This window comes from Vibrio sp. ArtGut-C1, from assembly GCF_002105475.1.
GTDB lineage: Bacteria > Pseudomonadota > Gammaproteobacteria > Enterobacterales > Vibrionaceae > Vibrio > Vibrio diabolicus.
Window position 1 is genome coordinate 37,738 of sequence record NZ_NCTH01000013.1, and the last position, 18,930, is coordinate 56,667.

The following is an 18,930-nucleotide window of genomic DNA, read 5'->3' on the forward strand; positions in this document are numbered from 1 at the left end:
AATAATACTTGCTCCAACTCAGATTGTTTTTCAACACTACCTGCGAGTCACTTTAGGGATTATCCATGCAGTCAGATATTGAAATTTGCCGAAACACACCACTTTCTTCTATTGATGTTATTGCGGAAAAAGTAGGGTTACTACCCGAAGAATATGACACTCACGGGAAGCACAAAGCCAAAGTCCATCCAAAATGTTTGGAGCGGCTAAAAGAGAATGATAACGGTAAGCTTGTGCTTGTTACTGCGATCACTCCTACCCCACTTGGCGAAGGAAAAACCGTTACAACTGTCGGACTGGCGCAAGGTTTAGCTAAGCTTAGACAATCCGTTATCGCATGTATTAGACAACCTTCTATGGGGCCTGTATTCGGTATTAAAGGCGGTGCTGCTGGCGGTGGTTATTCCCAAGTTGCTCCAATGGAAGAACTGAACTTACACCTTACTGGTGACATCCATGCGGTGACGGCGGCGCATAATCTAGCTTCAGCCGCGCTTGATGCTCGCTTGTATCATGAACAACGCGAAGGCTATGATGCCTTTGAAGCACGTACTGGATTAAAGGCACTTAAAATCGATACGGCAAGCATTACTTGGAAACGAGTAATGGACCATAATGATCGTGCACTACGTAAAGTCAAAATTGGGCTAAATGAGCCAGGAAAAGTCATCAATGGATGCGAACGCGACGAAGGGTTCGATATTTCTGCCGCGTCTGAGTTAATGGCTATCATTGCACTGGCTAAAGATTTAAAAGATTTACGTCAGCGTATTGGGAAAATTGTCGTAGCGTACGATTTGAACGGAAACCCGGTAACCACGGAGGATCTGCAAGTTGCAGGAGCAATGGCAGTGACATTAAAAGAGGCCATTGCACCGACACTGATGCAAACTCTGGAAGGTGTTCCTACGTTGATTCACGCAGGCCCGTTTGCAAACATCGCCCATGGAAATTCATCTATTATTGCCGACGATATCGCGCTAAAGCTATCAAATTACACAGTAACAGAGGCGGGATTTGGCTCAGATATGGGATTTGAGAAAGCGTGTAACATTAAAGCTGCCGCCGCTAGCAAGGCGCCAGATTGTGTAGTGATAGTAGCGACATTACGCGGCCTCAAAGCAAATTCTGGACACTACGATTTACGACCAGGTATGGCCATTCCAGATTCAATTTTTAATCCAGACCAAGCAGCATTGGAAGCGGGATTTGAAAACTTAAAATGGCACATTAATAACGTTCATAAATATGGCATTCCAGCTGTTGTCGCTATTAACCAGTTCCCGCAAGATTGTGAGAAAGAGCTTAAAATACTTAAAGAGCTGGTTCAGCAATTTAATCCGGAAGTTAAAGTCGCTATCAGCACCGCTTTTGCGCAAGGCGGGCAAGGCACAACTCAGTTAGCTCAACATGTTATTGACGCTTGTACCCAGCCTACAGAGTTTCGTCCTTTATACAATAAAGAACAATCGTTACACGAAAAACTTATGGCTGTGTGTGAAGCTGGCTATGGTGCCGCCAATATAGAAATGAGTTCCCTTGCTACTGAACAGCTCAACCATTTTGAAAATCTAGGTTTTAACAACTTAGCGGTTTGCATAGCGAAAACCCCACTATCGATAACAACAGATTCCGCTGTCAAAGGCGCGCCGACAGGTTTTACCGTCCCTATCCGCGAGTTACGTCTGTGTGCTGGCGCTGGGTTTGTGTATGCGTTATCCGGTACGGTGATGACGATGCCAGGTTTGCCTGATAAACCTGCATTTATGAATTTAGACCTTGATGATGAAGGAAATATCGTCGGTCTCTCTTAGTGTAACGTCAACGTATAGTTGACTATAAAGGAAGCACGTTTAAAGAGTGAGTGGTTTACTTCTATATCCACTCACTTTGAACAGATGAAGAGGCGTGCTTGATTATCTTTATCTTACTGTTTTATCCTCACTTTACATTGTAAATCCATACTTATTTTCTCCCCTTCCCTATAATCTTGCGCCAATTTGATGCACGGCCTACTTAGCACTTCACTAATGTGGTGCAATTACCTTGCGATGAACTTTTAACCCCTTTGATTTTTAAAGAGATATTCTATGGCTCGAATCTTGTACTAAAGTTTGCAGTAGTAAACACATCAGCACATGCACTTTCAAAACCTCTGCGCTGTACACCACTTCCTCCTGGTTAGCACCGTTTTGATGCATGCAAAAAAGGGAAAGGGAATAATATGGAAGACGCACTCGCCGTAATTTTAGCTGGGGGGATGGGGTCTAGGCTCAGCCCACTCACCGATGATAGAACCAAGCCAGCAGTACCTTTTGGCGGAAAGTATAGAATTATAGATTTCACACTAACCAACTGTTTACACTCAGGTTTACGTAAAATCCTTGTTTTGACCCAATACAAATCTCATTCACTTCAAAAACACTTGCGAGATGGTTGGTCAATATTCAATCCAGAGCTTGGCGAGTACATTACTGCGGTTCCACCTCAAATGCGCAAAGGTGGTGCATGGTATGAAGGAACCGCTGATGCGATTTATCACAACATGTGGTTACTATCGCGCAATGACGCGAAGTATGTGGTTGTGTTATCCGGCGATCATATCTATCGAATGGACTACGCCGCGATGCTTGAAGAGCATAAAGAGAAAGGTGCTAAGCTCACCGTTGCCTGTATGGATGTTCCCGTAGAGGATGCTTCAGCATTCGGGGTAATGGGCACCGCAGAAAACGGGCTAGTTACTTCATTTATAGAAAAACCAGAATGCCCACCTACCCTTCCAGGAAGTAAAACCAGAAGCCTCGTTTCCATGGGGATTTATATCTTTGACATGGATGTTTTAAAAGAAGCACTCGAAGACGACTCAAAACTCGATTCATCAAGCCATGACTTCGGAAAAGACATCATACCTAAGCTGATTGATACGGAATCCGTTTATGCTTATCAATTTTGTGGCAGTAAAGGGCGCGTTGATAAGGATTGCTACTGGCGCGACGTGGGTACCATTGATTCCTTCTATGAAGCGAATATGGATCTGCTAGAGCCAGTACCACCAATGAACCTATATCAATCCAATTGGGCGATTCGTACTTACGAGCCGCAGTTTCCACCAGCTCGTACCGTATCGTCAGCCACGGGCAATGAAGGTATTTTTATTAACTCCATCATTGCTACCGGTGTCATCAACTCCGGAGGCTCAGTACAGCATTCCATCATTTCCTCTAACGTACGTATTCAAGACAGTGCAACGGTTGTCGATTCCATCATTTTTGATGACGTAGAGGTCGGTGAAGGAAGTCAGTTGGTCAACTGCATAGTTGATAAACATGTTCGTATTCCGCCACATACTCAAATTGGCATCAACAAACTAGAAGATGCGAAGCGATTTAAAATCTCAGACAAAGGTATTGTCGTCATACCCGAAAGTTATCAATTCGATTAAACGACAAACCATCGCAACAAAAAAAGCGCACGGTCATCATCGTGCGCTTTTGTTTAAGTGCCTATTAACGTTAGGCTATAACAGTTAATCAAAAACGATTAGATGTTACATACCGTTGACCAGCTACCATCTGTGCCCGGCTCAGCCGCTGTCCACCAGTTCGCTTGGTAAACCACACCGTTGTGGATGATCTTATCACCCTGGTTTGCGTGGCTTGGGTTACCAGCCCAATCCGTTTGTGGTAGAGCTGGGTATGTCACTAAACCTGTCGTATCACACGTACCTGGTTCAGTAGTACCACCATCACCCGAGCCTGCATTTAGGTCGCCAATTGGCAGTTCTGGCTGTTCAAACTTGAACGCAAACTCTTTACCACCAGAAATCACTGAGTAGTTAGCCGGACCAGAGATTGGTAGGTAGTAAACCATATCAAGCTCGTAAGTACCGCCCGCTGGTAAATCTTTCCAAGCAGGTAGAGAGAACGATACGCGGTGCATTACGCCATCTAAGCCACCGATGTTGTTTGCTCGAGTATGTCCGGAAGCAATGACTTTCAAACCGCCACCAGATTGATCTTTCGCGTTATCAGGAGCTGATACTGGGATATCAAACTGGAATTCAGTACCACCAGGGATCGCTTGACCAGTGTTGTTCGTAAACGTGATCTTCGGATTAATTGGGTAGTTTTGGTCGCCAACCTTAAAGCCGCCAACGCTGACTGCAATGTCTACCGCTTCTGTTGGTGTCGGACCCGTCGCGACTTTATTACCGTACGGTGTTGCAGACTTAAACTTGTCGTAGATAGCTTTGGTCATAGTGTTACCCATGTGGTACTCACCATTACCAGCCGCACAAGCTTGTTCAGTTGCATCTACTGCCGTACGATTACCATTTGCATCCAGTACGTAACAGTTGTAGTCACCTGCCAGTTCCCAGAACATAATACCGCCGATTTCTTTATCGATAACGTAATCAGCTTTCACTTCGATAGAAGCTTTATCTTCCGTAGATAGGAACACGCTCTTCTCTGCGTTCCACAACCAAGGCGCTACAGCAACGCTATCGTAATGACGAGTATATGTACCAACAAACTTATCCGAAGGATCGTTAACTGGATCAAGACCGTAAGCGGCTGCGTAAGAGCCCCAGATACCATTTTCTAGGTTCTTCGCATGCCACATTGGGTTAGAGCCAGCGCCCATTTCGTTGCCTTTAGGGTCTGTATCGTGCCACATGTTGTCGATACCAATAGCACCGTGACCACAGTTGTTCTTCTCACCTTCACCGGTACCAGGTTGACACTCAGCTTGGTTTGGCAGTGCTGCTCGGCCCCACAGACCATTTTCACCACCAGTAACACCTTGCCAACCACGGGTGTAGTAAGGAACACCGATGTTGATACGACCTGCTGGCATAGAACCACGGAAATAGTGGTAAGCCCAGTCTGTGTTCAAGTAACCGATACCACCGTATGCAGCAGTGCCGTATACGTTCCACTGGGCTAGCTCCGAGTCTTTACCTGTATCGAATAATGCTGCGTTGTGACCAACGTGATCATTCCAAGCCCCATGCAAGTCGTAAGACATGATGTTTACGTAGTCTAGGTACTTAGTTACATCGAAGGTTTCCATACCACGCAGTAGGTAACCTGAAGATGGTGCTGCGATAGTCAGCATATAATGAATGCCATCTTGCGCGGATGCCGCATCAAGTTTCTCACGCAATACTTTCATCAGCTCTTGGTAAGACGCCCATAGATACTGACGACGTGGTTCCATGAAGTCTTTGTCGTAAGGGTTACCAGCACCAGCCATTGATGTTGGGTATTCATAGTCAATATCCAGACCGTCGAACTTGTACTGACGCATCATTTCAACGGCTGAAGTTGCGAACTTCTCGATGCCAGCATGGTTAATAGAACCATCTGCATTCGTCGTCATGGTGTAGAAACCACCGTCAGCCACACGATCGCCATTCGTATCGAAGTGACCGCCCGTTTCAGCCCAACCACCGATAGAGATTAGCGTTTTAACATCATGTTTTTGCTTGTAAGTCGCTAGCGCACCAAAGTGACCTTTAAAGCCAAGAGCAGGATCTACCTCAACGCCAGGCCAAGTTTTACCCGTAGCAGGGTTGTTAGGGTCATTAACGTCACCAACGTTTACTTTACCATCAGAACCAATGCTCACAAACGCGTAGTTAATGTGAGTAAGTTGCTCCCAAGGAATATCTTTAACAAGGTAAGTAGATTGAGGGTCCTCACCTGCGCGCCAGCTAGTAAAGTAACCAATCACACGACGTGGGTGATCGGCGCCCATTTTCTCGCGACCTTCTTCGTCATAAATAGAACAGTAAGGGACGTCTACACCCGTTGTTTGATACAAGCCATCAGGGCGACAGTTAGATGTCACCGCGCCACCGTTTACCGTTAACGTCGCAAGTGCAGAATCTGCAGTTGCTCCGGCATCATCGGTTGCTCTCGCATAAACACTTAGCGAACCAGCTTGTGAAGGCATTACATCAAGCGTGTATGGTGCAGTTGTTGCGGTGCCAGCAAGGACGCCCGCCACATAGAAATCAACTTTAGCAACGGTGCCATCCGCATCTGCGGCATTCGCAGTCAGTGTGACGGAGCCACCCAAGTCAATAGAAGTCGCAGAAAGCGCAACATCCACTGTCGGCGCTTCGTTACCAGGTTGTGCTGGTGCCACAGTTAACGTCACAGCACTTGCTGTGCTCACTGCACCTGCATCATCATACGCCTTAGTAGAGAATTCGTGCTGGCCTTCAGTCGCTGTCCATGACGCAGCATAAGGCGCAGACGTTGCCTGACCAACTAATACGCCATCAACAAAGAATTCTACTTTGCTAACAGTACCATCGGTATCTGCTGCATCTGCAGCTAGGTTAACAACATCCCCCGCAGTCACAGAAGCCGACGCAGAAGGCGATGTTAGAGTAACAGTCGGGACTTCATTCTGAGGTGGATCAACCGGTCCAGTGCCATCACATGCGCCAAGTGTTTCCCACTCGCCCCACTCACCAGATTGCGCTGGGTTACTGTTTTGCGTCCAGTAACGTGCTTTGTAAGCATTACCTTCATGTTGAACTTGGTCACCACCATTATAAACTTTTGATGATTGCCAAGTTTCTAGAGGGGCACAGTCAACCGCTGCGTAGCTATTGAAGGCCATAAGACAAGAAGCGGTGAGAGTGCTTAGTGTGAACACGCTTTTCACTGCGTTGCCGTTTTTAAGGTGCATAATCGCTCTTCCTTAAGTTATTGTTAAAACAATACTAAATGCGCTAAACAAAGCGCACTTATACTTTTATTTCGACGTAAAATAACTTAAGTACAAGTTGGTGATTTCACACTATCTATTTACGAGTTTTCCACACCGCCTCGCAACAATCCACTAAATGCTTGCAACAACGTACCTATTATTTGGCACTAGTAACTAATTTTATAAATCAAATAAATATGTCACTCGCAAATTAATAAAAAAGGCAAAAAAAGTCGTTATTTTGAAATAAAGATCACTAAGCCTTTGTTGACCTTGGCGTTTCATTAAAATGTCGCTTGTACTCACGACTAAACTGTGATGGGCTTGTGTACCCGACCAGTCTCGCGGCATCGTTGACTCGTCTCCCCTCCAGCAGGATCAACTCGCGCGCTTTATTAAGTCGAACTTTCTTAATGTATTGCAACGGAGATTCAAGCGTGACATTGCGAAAAGCTTGATGGAAAGCAGACACACTCATATTGGCTTCTTCTGCCAATGTTTGTACGCTCAACTGTTCATGGTACGCTTGATGAACACGATTCAGTGCTTTGGCCACTCTAGCGTAAGAGCCTTCTTGGTGTGCTAAGTCAAATAAAACATACCCTTCTTTGCTTACCAAAGTGCGATAAACAATTTCCTCAAGAAGTAGATCACCGAGCATGACAACATCCAGCTCATTACACAACGCGCTCATTAGTCGCTTGCATGCATCCAGCATACCTTCGCTCATGTGTACCGATTTAAGGCCGCAACGGGTAGTGTCCAGGCACTTATTACTGAATTTCTCAGCCTCAAGTTTTTTAACGAGCTTATGAAGAAGCGTTGGCGAAATATCTATCGAGATGCCAAGTAAAGGCTCATTGTTTGTCGCAAACGCTTCGCACTCCAGGGGCATGGGAACTCCTACGACAAGGTAATCATCGGGCCCATATTGGACAGGTGTATCACCGATATGAATGTTCTTATGTCCTTGACCTAAAACAATAATGCCAGACTGATAGACAAACGGCTGGCGATGATTTCCTTTGCTACTGCGATAAAACCATACGCCATCTATTGCGGTTTTCTTCATACCTTCTAAGTCATGCAGTCCCTGCTTTTCAACATATTGCTGCATGATATCTGCGAGAGTGTGCATTAGAGCGCTCCATCAATGACCAACGAGTTTGGTCTCTATTATCATTTCGTGCACTATACTTCCTCTCGACTTTAACTTTCTAGCTCAAGAGCATCAATTTTGTAGAAATAGGCAGATTATTTGCAGAAATCGACCTATTAACGAACGTTAATCAGGACTAATATGCACGTATTCAATCTCCTTTACTGGAAGCAAGAGGGCTAATAATGAACTTTTCTTATGTAAACCCAACCAAGATTTTCTTTGGTCAAAAACAAATCGCTGCAATCAAAGAAGCTATCCCATCCGACCAAAAAGTTTTAGTGGTATACGGCGGTGGCTCAATTAAAAAGAATGGCGTGTACGACCAAGTCTCAGAAGCACTAGAGGGACATGAATGGCTAGAGTTTTCTGGTGTTGAACCCAACCCAACCAAAGAGACGCTCGATAAAGCGGTCGCAATGGTAAAAGAACATGGTGTTGACTTTATTCTTGCTGTAGGTGGTGGTTCAGTCATTGATGGCTCTAAATACGTAGCAGCAGCATCTAAGTATGATGGTGATGGCTGGGATATCATGATTGGTAAACACCAAGTCACTGAAGCGACGCCTCTAGCTGCAATTTTGACACTGCCAGCAACAGGCTCAGAGTCAAACATGGGTGCAGTTATCACTAAAAAAGAAACTCAAGACAAACTTCCGTTCATGTCTCCAGCAGTACAGCCTAAATTTGCGGTGTTAGACCCGGATGTAATGAAAACATTGCCAGAACGCCAGTTGATCAACGGCATTGTTGACGCATGGGTGCACGTATGTGAGCAATACTTGACGCTTCCTACTGGCGCAATGGTTCAAGATGGCTATGCAGAAACACTGCTGAAAACCTTAAAAACACTCGGAGAACAGTTTGCCGAGCGAGACGACGATATGTGGCGCGCAAACTTAATGTGGTCTGCTAACCAAGCATTGAACGGGTTAATTGGTAGTGGCGTTCCACAAGACTGGGCGACACATATGATCGGCCATGAATTAACGGCTCTATGGGGCGTCGATCATGCACGTTCTCTTGCAATCGTCCAACCATCGCTACTTCGCAACCAAATGCAATTTAAACGTCCTAAGCTAGAGCAAATGGGTCGCAACGTATTTGGACTTGAAGCTGGAGACGATCTTGCTGAACGTACCATCGAAGCGATCGAAGCGTTTTATCATCAACTTGATGTCGCAACTAAGCTAGAAAACTATGGTGAAAGTCGTGAACAAGCGATCGATGCCATCATCGAACAACTCAATAAACACGGAATGACCGTTCTCGGTGAAAACCAGGCGATTACTCTTGAACGTAGTCGTGAAATTTTAGAACTCGCTGTTGCCTAACAGCAAAAACAGTTCACTGCCCTTTCTAGGGTTTAACGGTATTGTGACTTAATGGTCACAATACCGTTTTTTTATGCTATTTTGTAAGCTTCATCACGTTCAAATTCGGGAACTCCTCAAAATAACGATTAATCCCTACAAACTCATTGATCGTGTAGGTCAGTAAAGAGACAACTGTCCAGCTTTACACAAACAAAAATAAAATTGAATTCAAAGGTCTAACTTACTCATTTAATGGACCTTTTATTTGTTGTAGTTATCCACTACATTAGCTTGTCTGTTCGAGAATCCATTTTATGTGGCTAGTTGTTGTCGTATTAGCATTCATACATATCATCAGTATCCGTAAAGGTCCTAAGTGGGTCTTCTACGTATCCAAACCATTACCAGTGCTCTGTATGTTAGGAATTTTAATCCAGTCTCCTGCCTATCATATGCCATATACGCATTGGATTTTGATTGGCTTATCGCTCTCGCTGCTTGGTGATCTACTATTAATGCTCCCTAGAGATAAGTTTATTACCGGATTAGTGCTCTTCTGCTCTGCCCATCTTTCCTATAGCTACGGTTTTACCATCATGTCCGCTTGGCATTTTACGCCTTGGCTCCCTATTGCTTTATTTGGACTCGGTGTATGTTTCTATTGGTTGTTTCGACCGGACCTTGGTCAAGAAAAGCTCCCGGTTGCCAGCTACATATTGGTATTGATGACCATGTGTTGGGCTGCTATCGAGTATTATTTGAGTGGAAAAACTCAATCGTCCTCATTTGCAGTGCTCGGAAGCTTTATCTTCATCGTTTCTGGTACCGTCTTAGCTTTTGAACGCTTCGGGGGACGATCCGTATTTTCGCGACAAGTCGTCATGGTGACCTACTATTCCGCACAAACATTGATGGTAATGTCCGTTGTTGCCATCGTTGTTCGTTATCCGTATCTCAGTTGAACTGACTTATTAGTAATAGCTTTTGTACCTAATTCTTAAAACATTACTTTATCAAACACTAAAGTGAGCAGGTTCTTAATCTTAGAACCTGAATATAAGCTTGTTCTTAATGAAATAATGCGCACAACTTGCTATTGTAGAAAGATATTTTTCCTTTATAGCGTGCCCCTTTGAAAGAGAACACTCCTGTTGTTGAATTTAGCAACGTAAACAAGTGGTATGGCGATTACCACGCTCTAAAAGATATCAACTTCTCCGTACATTCTGGCGAGATCGTCGTGGTGTGTGGCCCTTCTGGTTCAGGAAAATCAACGCTCATTCGTTGCATCAACCATCTTGAATCGATTCAAGAAGGCCAACTTCATGTGTTCGACCAGCCTTCTCATGCAAAATCTCTCAAGCCCGGTAAAATCGGCATGGTGTTCCAGCACTTCCACCTTTTTCCTCATTTGACTGTACTGGAAAACCTCACCTTAGCGCCGATTCGCACACTCAAATTGTCAAAACAAGAAGCTGAAAAACGCGCACGACATTACCTAAAGCGAGTCAACATTGAAGAGCAAGCGAGTAAATACCCTATCCAGCTTTCTGGCGGTCAGCAGCAACGCGTCGCGATTGCCCGCTCCTTATGCATGGAACCGGACTTACTCCTCTTTGACGAACCAACTTCGGCGCTTGACCCGGAAATGATCAACGAAGTGTTGGATGTCATGGTTGAGCTGGCACAAAGCGGAATGACGATGATTTGCGTCACGCACGAAATGGGATTTGCCAAAAAAGTAGCGAACCGCGTGGTATTTATGGATGAAGGCCAAATCGTGGAAATGAACTCACCGATCGCCTTATTTGAGACGCCACAGCATCCACGAACCCAAGCATTTTTGAACCAAATTTTAAGTTACTGATGATAGTTCGCGTAATCAAACCTGTGCTTCAAGCTTTACTACAAATGACGCTCCTCTTCATCGCGATTGTGTGGGTGTTAGACTCTGGTGCCGATGCTATGGGCTATCAATGGCAATGGGAACGCGTACCTGATTACATCGCTTTTTATGAAGATGGCGAATGGTGGCCAGCAGAACTTATCGATGGGCTATTGGTCACGCTTAACATCTCGGCCATTAGTCTATTCTTCACCTTAGTGTTGGGGTTGGTCACCGCGTTACTAAGGCTTAGCGATTCGAAAGTCGGCAATGTTATTGGTACCACTTATGTCGAAGTCATACGTAACACGCCGTTGTTGGTGCAAATCTATTTACTCTACTTCGTGTTTGGCCCCGTGATTGGTTTGGACCGATTCAGCACCGCCGTTTTGGCATTGTCCCTTTTCCAAGGTGCCTACACCGCGGAAATATTCCGTGCAGGTTTAAACAGTATTCCTAAAGGGCAATTCGAAGCAGCAAAAACTCTCGGGCTGTCAACGTTTTACACCTACAAAGACGTGATTTTGCCTCAGGTTTTACAGCGCACATTACCGCCATTAACCAATGAAGTGGTTTCTTTGATCAAAAACTCTTCCATTGTAAGCGTGATGGCGATTTTTGATTTAACAACACAGGCACGCAACATCGTCTCTGAGACGGCGATGCCGTTTGAAATTTGGTTTACCGTGGCAGCAATTTATCTTGCTCTCACTCTATCACTTTCTGGCTTGTCTGCATGGCTAGAACACAAACTCGGAGCCAGTTGGCGCAAATTATAAGGAGATAACATGAAGTTATTCAAAGCGACCATTACTGCATTATTAGGGCTAGCCATCGCTATGCCTACAATCGCGAAAGAAGACGTTGCCACTCCCAATGTAGATCAAATCAAAGAACGAGGCACTTTGCGCGTTGGTATGTCAACATTTGTACCTTGGGCAATGCGCAACAAGCAAGGTGAGTTAATCGGTTTTGAAATCGATGTGGCCAAACGCTTAGCACAAGATTCAGGTTTGAAAGTGGAATTTGTACCGACCGCGTGGGATGGCATTATTCCCGCACTACTGGCGAAAAAGTTCGACGTGATCATCGGTGGCATGTCGGTCACGCCCGAGCGTTCCAAAAGCGTGTTGTTTACTGACCCCTATTCACACTCCGGTGTTCAAGTAGCAGCAAATAAAGAACTGGCTTCTGGTTTTAGCGAATTCTCGGATTTTGACTCACGACGCGTAAAAATAGCGGCTCGTCGCGGCGCATTCACCGTTCAAGTCGCCAGAGAAACCTTCCCGAAAGCGAAGATTCTGCAATTTGATGATGACGCGCAAGCCCTCCAAGAGGTGCTGAATGGTAACGCCCACGCGGTCATTGCCTCTAGCCCAAAGCCAGAACATGAGACAGTGAAACACAGCGACAAACTATTCCTTCCATTCTCTGAGCGACTATCAAAAGGTAACGAAGCCTTTGCGGTTCGCCTAGGAGAAGAAGATAAAAAAGCCTTTTTCAATCAGTGGATTGAAGCAAGAACCCAAGATGGATGGTTAAAACAACGTTATGAATACTGGTTCTCGACATTAGATTGGCAAGATCAAGTCGCGCAAGGCCAGTAATCTGAATGGCTCGTGGACGCCGCGAGCCTATACTCTCCAATCATCCATTTTACTTTTCCATAACTTATCGGAGTCAAATTTTTGGGCGAACAAACCACCACTCGCACAGTACCCACTAATTCCAACACAGGTTCCTTTCTATCGCGGTTAAACACGCTAGATTGGGTACTGCTTATTATCTGTGGTATTGGTGGCGTTTGGCTGTACCATCGCTCCACTGTTGGTGTACATTATTTGTGGCAGTGGAAAGAGGCGTTTGAACTACTTTTTACGCCAAGAGCCGATGGTGGTTTGCCCTACTTCTTCCAAGGTTTGATTTCGACGTTAAGGCTCAGTATTTGGGGCATCAGCTTCGCGTTAGTGCTTGGCACGTTGCTAGGCTTAGCACGCTTCTCTCGCTCCGTTTGGTTGCGCACACCTGCAAACACATTTATCCAGTTGGTAAGAAACATCCCACCGTTGGTTTTTGTTTTTATTTTCTACTTTTTCATTTCTAACCAGTTGATCCCGTTACTCGGTTTGGAAGATATTCTACGAAACTATAACGGCGAACCAAATGCGCTACAGAGCTTTTTTTTTGGGCCTTATAACCTTTGGGAAAATCTTGCCTCTGGCGTGTTATGCGTCGGCCTACTCTCTTCTGCCTACGTTGCAGAAGTGGTGCGTGCAGGTTTACAAAGTATCGACCAAGGACAGTGGGAGGCGGCAGATTCATTGGGCTTGTCTCGGTGGGTGAAATACCGATTCGTTATCGCGCCACAGGTGCTCAAAGTCATCACCCCAGCACTTGCAGGTCAAACCATCTCTCTAGTGAAAGACACCTCCATCGTTTCACTGATCTCGATACAAGAAATGACGTTTGTTGGGACCGAAATGGCAAATTCATCAGGCTATATCTTTGAAATTTGGCTCATTGTCGGCATTGCTTACTTTTTGATTTGTTTTGGGTTGTCACTTATTTTTCGCTACATTGAAGCAAAATCGGAATCCATTTCAAATTAACTCAACCGTATATGTAATTAGACACATTTGAATCTTCAAATCAGAATTGCATCCTGTTACATTGAAAAGATGCTAAATTTTCGGCGTTTTTCATGGAGTTAAAGAATCAATCGGACTACGAGCGATACATTAAGCAAGATAATCTTGGTGAATATTACGTAGTTCTCAATCAATTCACTTTTCACAGTGTTTATCAGCCGATTTTTGATAAGCACCAGCGTATTATTGGAATGGAAGCTCTACTGCGAATTCGTGGCATTGATGGTTCGTTAATTCGTCCTGATGTATTTCTGGCCAACAATGGCCTCGATCCCTACTTTCGATTGTGTGTTGAGTTTTTATCCAGAGCAATGCACATTCGAAATTTTGCACGCTGTTTCGCAGGAACGCCTATCAAACTGTTTCTCAATGTCATGCCTCAAACCCTACTCACCCTAACCAAAGACATGGGCTTTAAAGACAACGGCCTGCTTTACAAGCGCCTTTCCGAACTTGGTATGAGCCCATCAGACGTGGTGTTTGAAGTAGTCGAAGAGTCATGCGGTGATACTGATTTACTGATCAAAGCCGTACAGTTAATGAAAGCGAATGGTTTTATCTTTGCTATCGATGATTTTGGCGCTCAACATTCTGATATCGCACGTGTTCAGCAGCTCTGCCCTGACATCATAAAAATCGATCGCTCCTATCTACTTGATTACTGCGCCGGAGAAACCTTTTCCATACATAGCGCCGTTGAGCTCGCGGCTCATATGGGAGCAAAAGTGATCATAGAAGGGGTAGAAGAAGACGTGCAGCTGCAAGCGATGTATCAACTTGATTTGGATTATTACCAAGGCTTTTACTTAGGTAAGCCTTGCGCCATTCATCACTGGACCGATAGCCTAAACATTGAGACGACAGTGCATTGACACTACCCCCTTACGATACAGTAAAACCAAAAAAGCGCCGATATATACTCGGCGCTTTTGGGTTTTGCTTGGCGATGACATGCCTAGCTAGGTATTAATTTGCTTAGAAAAAGTCAATAGAGTTACGTCCGCTCTTCGGATCACGAGTCGCTTGCGGCTTTTCAGCTTTCTTACCTTTCTTCGCCGATTGCGACAGCGCGTTTTGTTGTGCTTTCCGCTCTTTATGCGCTGCTTTTCGGCCTGTTGACTTAGGTCCAGAGCCTTTAGCTGACTTGCTTTGGCGAGATTTCTCTTTACGTGCAGATTGCGCTTCTTTCTTCGCTTTCTTTTCCGCTTTTTGCTCTGCCGTTTCAGGTTCAGTTACTGGCGCATCGCAAACCACAACATAATATTCCTGGTTAAACTCAAAAAAGTCACCATCATACATCTTGCGGCGCTTACGTGTTTCTAGCTCACCATTCACCGCGACGTAACCTTCTTCGATGATATGCTTTGCTTCGCCGCCACCGCTGACCAAGTTCGCGATTTTAAAAAGCTTGTACAGTTCGATCGGATGCGCATCAACGTCGATGCCAATCGCTTCGATCTCAATCTCTTCGCCTTCTAAATACTCTTCGTGGTCGTAATCTTGGGTCATGTTACTTACTCTTACTATTTGATGCCCTGAAGTTTAAACGCAATGCTTAAAAATAGAAACCTCTGCCGATGCTCAATCACTGATTAGCCTTGGCATTTGAGCACCTCTTAACCCATTTAACTTGCTGCTCGTTAGCTTGTATGTCGAGGCTTGGCTCAAACGAAGCTGCAATTACGCAGTCTGAAGGTATATACTCTTCAAGTTATTGTTGAAAAGAGCGAATACTTTGTCTCAACCAAGCAGAATTACCTTTGTCACGGCTAACTTGTTTAATTTTGTCGCACCTCCTGATGCCTACTATGATTTCGAAAACATCTACTCGTTAGAGCAATGGCAAGACAAACTTGCTTGGACGCAACGTCAAGTTGAAAAACTGGAAGCTGACGTGATTGGCTTACAAGAGGTGTTCAGTATTGAGCAAACTCGCGCATTCTTTTCAACCATCGGCTACCCCTACTTTGCGACCGTTGACACCCCACATGTAGAGGATGAGTACATTTACTCAAGCCCTGTTGTGGCAATCGCATCTCGGTTTCCAATCGAAAAAGTACAAGCTGTAGAATTTGACTTAGCAACGCTTGAGCCTTTTGGAGTAAGTGTTGCTCCAGAGTTCAGTCGCAAACCTATCTATGCGCAAGTGATACATCCTGTACTCGGCCATATCGCCGTTTACGTAACGCACTTAAAATCTCAACGCCCAGCCGACTCAGAACAACCAGAAACGTCTAGCACGATTATTGGGCGCTGGTTATCCACCCAGCAAAGAGGTTGGGAAGCTGCGATGTTAAGAGTCGCGATGCAAAAAAGGTATAGAAAGGAGCCAATGCCAACGGTGTTAATGGGTGATATGAATCAACCTATCACTCCAACCAGTGTTAATAGCGCATTGGTATCCAATGCTGGTGACAGCGTCACTGAGTTGCAACTCAAAGATGGATGGTCATTACAAAGTGACGCTCTGAAGGATGAACGCCCCGCTACGCATTATCATTTTTCCACTGGGAATGTGCTCGACTATATCTTGCTCTCTCAAGAGTTTGACACCTTATCAGATATATCGGTTGCCGAGGTTGTTGATTATCAGGTGTCTAACCAACATCTGATCAACCCGATTTATGACAGAGATAAAAACGCCAGCGACCACGCATTTGTGGCGCTGACGGCTGAAGTAAAGCTTTGAGTAACCTGTTTAGTGACGCTTAACAATTTTACGTGGAATCAACTCAACACCCGGTTTATAACGTTTGGCGGAAGCGTTGAGTGCTAACTCCATTGCACTGTCCGCGATCAACTCAAACTGTTGAGGTAAAGAGTTGATTTTCACTGGCAAGAAGTCCAGCAGTCGATTATCACCAAACGTCGCTAGGCGAACTTTGCTCATGAGTTCTGGCTTTTCGAGCATCACATCCAACACACCTTCTAACAGTGTGTATGACGTTGTGACAATGGCATCTGGCAGCTCGTTCTCTGCTAGCCATCTCTCTAAGACTTTCTTGCCTTCTTCCCGGGAGAAGTGTTGTCCATAACCCACTGTTGCCGTTTTGCCACCTTGTTGAGAAGCGGATAGAAAACCGAGCTCACGCTCTTTTGAAACTTGAAGGTCTTGCAACGCTCCAATCAAGCCTATGGACTTTATATCCTCGGACAGCACTGACTGAGTGAGTTCAAGTGCGGCGTCAAAATCTTCGCTGATGACACAACAAAAGTGCTCATCATCCATTGGACGGTCCAGCGCAATAACTGGCGTACCAGAATTTTGCAACTTAAGATAATACTCGTTTGCAGTGGGCATACCACTTGCCACAAACAACGCATCAATACGACGACTGACTAACGCTTCCGCCACCTTTTGCTCTGTATCAGGATCATCATCAGAGCAGCCAATTAAAATTTGGTACCCTGCTTTACGCGAGTTTTGCTCAATCAGTTTTGCAAGACGCGCATAACTGGTGTTTTCTAAGTCTGGGATGATAAGCCCAAATGAGCGTGAATTACCTGCTCGCAAAGAAGACGCCGCATGATCTGGCTTATAATTGTATTCTTCTACAACGGCCATCACTTTCTTCTGAGTCTTCTCGCTGATGCGGTATTTCTGCGCTTTTCCGTTAATCACATAGCTTGCAGTTGTCTTAGAAACGCCTGCTAATTTGGCTATTTCATCCAGTGTCATATTCTAAACCTTATTCTGTGCGCGCGATCATATTAATACATCAGCGATCTTTCGATAAGTTGAATTATAAGCTGAACCGATTCAGTATAAAAGCTGAAAGGATTCAGCAAAACTTAAAAATTGACGTAAATCACCTGAATACACAACAAACCAATTTGTAGGCTAGGCTATAGGACAGCGGCAAAGGCTCGTTTGTTAACGTCAGTTTTTAAAACAGTTTTTCTGAGTCTTTTAAAAAATTTGCCAACAAGCTGAATCGATTTAGCTTGAAAGATAAAAAGGTTTGAGGAGTGATAAGCGCTCAGCAGAAGCAGCGTTCAACTTCTCACACAGAATACATTTTTAAATTGATACCTTAAGGCTGGAGAAGCACCATGCTTAAGCTAAATAAGAACGACATTACCCTCTCGCAATCAGCGACAGATAAGTTTGCAGCAATCAAGAATATTGCGCAAAGCCTGACAGACAAAGGCCTAGTTGAGCACGGTTACGTGGAAGGCATGCTAAACCGTGAAAACCAAAACTCTACGTTTTTGGGGAACGGTATTGCCATCCCGCACGGCACGACTGACACTCGCTCAATGGTGAAAACAACGGGTGTTGCTGTGCATCACTTTCCACAAGGTGTCGACTGGGGTGATGGTAACACGGTATTCGTCGCTATCGGCATTGCAGCTAAATCTGATGAGCACCTTGGCATTCTCAAACAGCTAACGAAAGTGCTAGGCGCTGACGGCGTAGAAGAACGCCTGCGTAATGCAAAAAATGAAGACGAGATTATTGCCCTGCTCCACGGTGATGTTCAGCTTGAAGCAGACTTTGACGCCTCTTTAATTCAACTTATGTTCCCTGCGAGCGATATGCTACAAATGAGTGCTGTTGCTGGTGGTCTTTTGAAAAACACGGGCTGTGCTGATAACGAGTTCGTCGCAGATCTCGTTACCAAAACACCAACTCACTTAGGTAATGGCCTTTGGTTAATTGGCAGTGACAAACATGTAACTCGCACAGGCGTGTCATTTGTCTCGACGGCAAACGACTGCGAATATGAAGGTCAAAAAGTGCGTGCACTTGTCGCGTTTGCGGCATGTAACAATGCTCACCAGCCTATCCTAAAAACGCTTTCTAATATTGTGTTTAACAATGAGCACGGCAAGCTTTTAGATGCATCAGTAGAACAGATTCTTGCTTTGTTTAAAGGTGAAGAAGTCACAGCCGCATCTTCAGAAGAAGGCAATACCGCTGTATTTAAAATCAAAAACTCTCATGGTTTACATGCTCGTCCGGGTGCAATGTTAGTGGCGGAAGCGAAAAAATTTGAATCCACCATTCGCGTTGCCAACCTAGACGGAGATGGAAAAGCAGTAAACGCGAAGAGCCTAATGAAAGTCATTGCGCTTGGCGTTAAGCACGGTCATCAACTTCAATTCACTGCGGAAGGCCCAGATGCACCACAAGCCTTGGAGTCTATCGGGAATGCTATCGCTTCTGGCCTTGGTGAAGGTTAAGGAGCCGAT

Annotated in this window: 15 protein-coding genes; 11 read left to right on the forward strand and 4 right to left on the reverse strand. The window is 44.9% G+C overall.

The features are described from left to right. The first annotated feature begins 65 nt into the window (after positions 1-65). Positions 66-1,814: a formate--tetrahydrofolate ligase gene (locus tag B7360_RS13075; RefSeq protein WP_085343688.1), complete on the forward strand. Its 1,749-nt coding sequence runs from the start codon at positions 66-68 to the stop codon at positions 1,812-1,814. Positions 1,815-2,224: 410 nt separating this feature from the next. Next, the gene (glgC, locus tag B7360_RS13080; RefSeq protein ID WP_006742254.1) at positions 2,225-3,442 is read left to right on the forward strand and encodes a glucose-1-phosphate adenylyltransferase; all 1,218 of its coding nucleotides are present in this window, start codon (positions 2,225-2,227) and stop codon (positions 3,440-3,442) included. 98 nt (positions 3,443-3,540) lie between these two features. Here the strand turns inward: glgC and B7360_RS13085 are convergent, their stop codons facing one another. Continuing rightward, the gene (locus B7360_RS13085) at positions 3,541-6,705 is read right to left on the reverse strand and encodes a chitinase C-terminal domain-containing protein (RefSeq protein ID WP_085343689.1); all 3,165 of its coding nucleotides are present in this window, start codon (positions 6,703-6,705) and stop codon (positions 3,541-3,543) included. 277 nt (positions 6,706-6,982) lie between these two features. Further along, positions 6,983-7,864, reverse strand: a complete 882-nt coding sequence (locus tag B7360_RS13090; protein WP_085343690.1) for an AraC family transcriptional regulator — start codon at positions 7,862-7,864, stop codon at positions 6,983-6,985. A gap of 206 nt (positions 7,865-8,070) precedes the next feature. Between B7360_RS13090 and B7360_RS13095 the strand changes: the two genes are divergently transcribed. From B7360_RS13095 to B7360_RS13125, 7 genes are all read left to right on the forward strand, one after another. Then, the gene (locus B7360_RS13095) at positions 8,071-9,219 is read left to right on the forward strand and encodes an iron-containing alcohol dehydrogenase (RefSeq protein ID WP_006742257.1); all 1,149 of its coding nucleotides are present in this window, start codon (positions 8,071-8,073) and stop codon (positions 9,217-9,219) included. A gap of 296 nt (positions 9,220-9,515) precedes the next feature. Further along, positions 9,516-10,163 (forward strand): lysoplasmalogenase, encoded by a 648-nt coding sequence (locus B7360_RS13100; RefSeq protein ID WP_048625012.1) that lies wholly within the window; start codon positions 9,516-9,518, stop codon positions 10,161-10,163. A 170-nt stretch (positions 10,164-10,333) separates the two neighbouring features. Next, entirely contained in the window at positions 10,334-11,068 is a 735-nt protein-coding gene (locus B7360_RS13105; protein ID WP_020835258.1) for an amino acid ABC transporter ATP-binding protein, read from the forward strand. Continuing rightward, a complete protein-coding gene (locus tag B7360_RS13110) occupies positions 11,068-11,865 on the forward strand; it encodes an amino acid ABC transporter permease (protein ID WP_085343691.1) in 798 nt (265 codons plus the stop codon). The genes B7360_RS13105 and B7360_RS13110 overlap by 1 nt, the downstream gene beginning before the upstream one ends. A gap of 9 nt (positions 11,866-11,874) precedes the next feature. Then, a complete protein-coding gene (locus tag B7360_RS13115; protein ID WP_085343692.1) occupies positions 11,875-12,693 on the forward strand; it encodes a transporter substrate-binding domain-containing protein in 819 nt (272 codons plus the stop codon). An 81-nt stretch (positions 12,694-12,774) separates the two neighbouring features. After that, complete coding sequence (locus B7360_RS13120) at positions 12,775-13,695, forward strand: amino acid ABC transporter permease (protein WP_085343693.1); 921 nt, start codon at positions 12,775-12,777, stop codon at positions 13,693-13,695. 92 nt (positions 13,696-13,787) lie between these two features. Further along, on the forward strand, positions 13,788-14,606 hold the full coding sequence (locus B7360_RS13125) for an EAL domain-containing protein (protein WP_085343694.1): 819 nt from the start codon (positions 13,788-13,790) through the stop codon (positions 14,604-14,606). A gap of 103 nt (positions 14,607-14,709) precedes the next feature. Here the strand turns inward: B7360_RS13125 and B7360_RS13130 are convergent, their stop codons facing one another. Continuing rightward, on the reverse strand, positions 14,710-15,243 hold the full coding sequence (locus tag B7360_RS13130) for an RNA-binding S4 domain-containing protein (protein ID WP_053808449.1): 534 nt from the start codon (positions 15,241-15,243) through the stop codon (positions 14,710-14,712). A 226-nt stretch (positions 15,244-15,469) separates the two neighbouring features. Between B7360_RS13130 and B7360_RS13135 the strand changes: the two genes are divergently transcribed. Continuing rightward, a complete protein-coding gene (locus tag B7360_RS13135) occupies positions 15,470-16,423 on the forward strand; it encodes an endonuclease/exonuclease/phosphatase family protein (protein ID WP_085343695.1) in 954 nt (317 codons plus the stop codon). A gap of 9 nt (positions 16,424-16,432) precedes the next feature. On the opposite strand, the gene cra is transcribed toward B7360_RS13135, so the two are convergent. Beyond that, entirely contained in the window at positions 16,433-17,413 is a 981-nt protein-coding gene (gene cra / locus B7360_RS13140) for a catabolite repressor/activator (RefSeq protein ID WP_005397989.1), read from the reverse strand. 374 nt (positions 17,414-17,787) lie between these two features. Here cra and fruB point away from each other — a divergent pair, with 374 nt between their 5' ends. Further along, complete coding sequence (fruB, locus tag B7360_RS13145; protein WP_085343696.1) at positions 17,788-18,921, forward strand: fused PTS fructose transporter subunit IIA/HPr protein; 1,134 nt, start codon at positions 17,788-17,790, stop codon at positions 18,919-18,921. Positions 18,922-18,930: the final 9 nt, after the last annotated feature.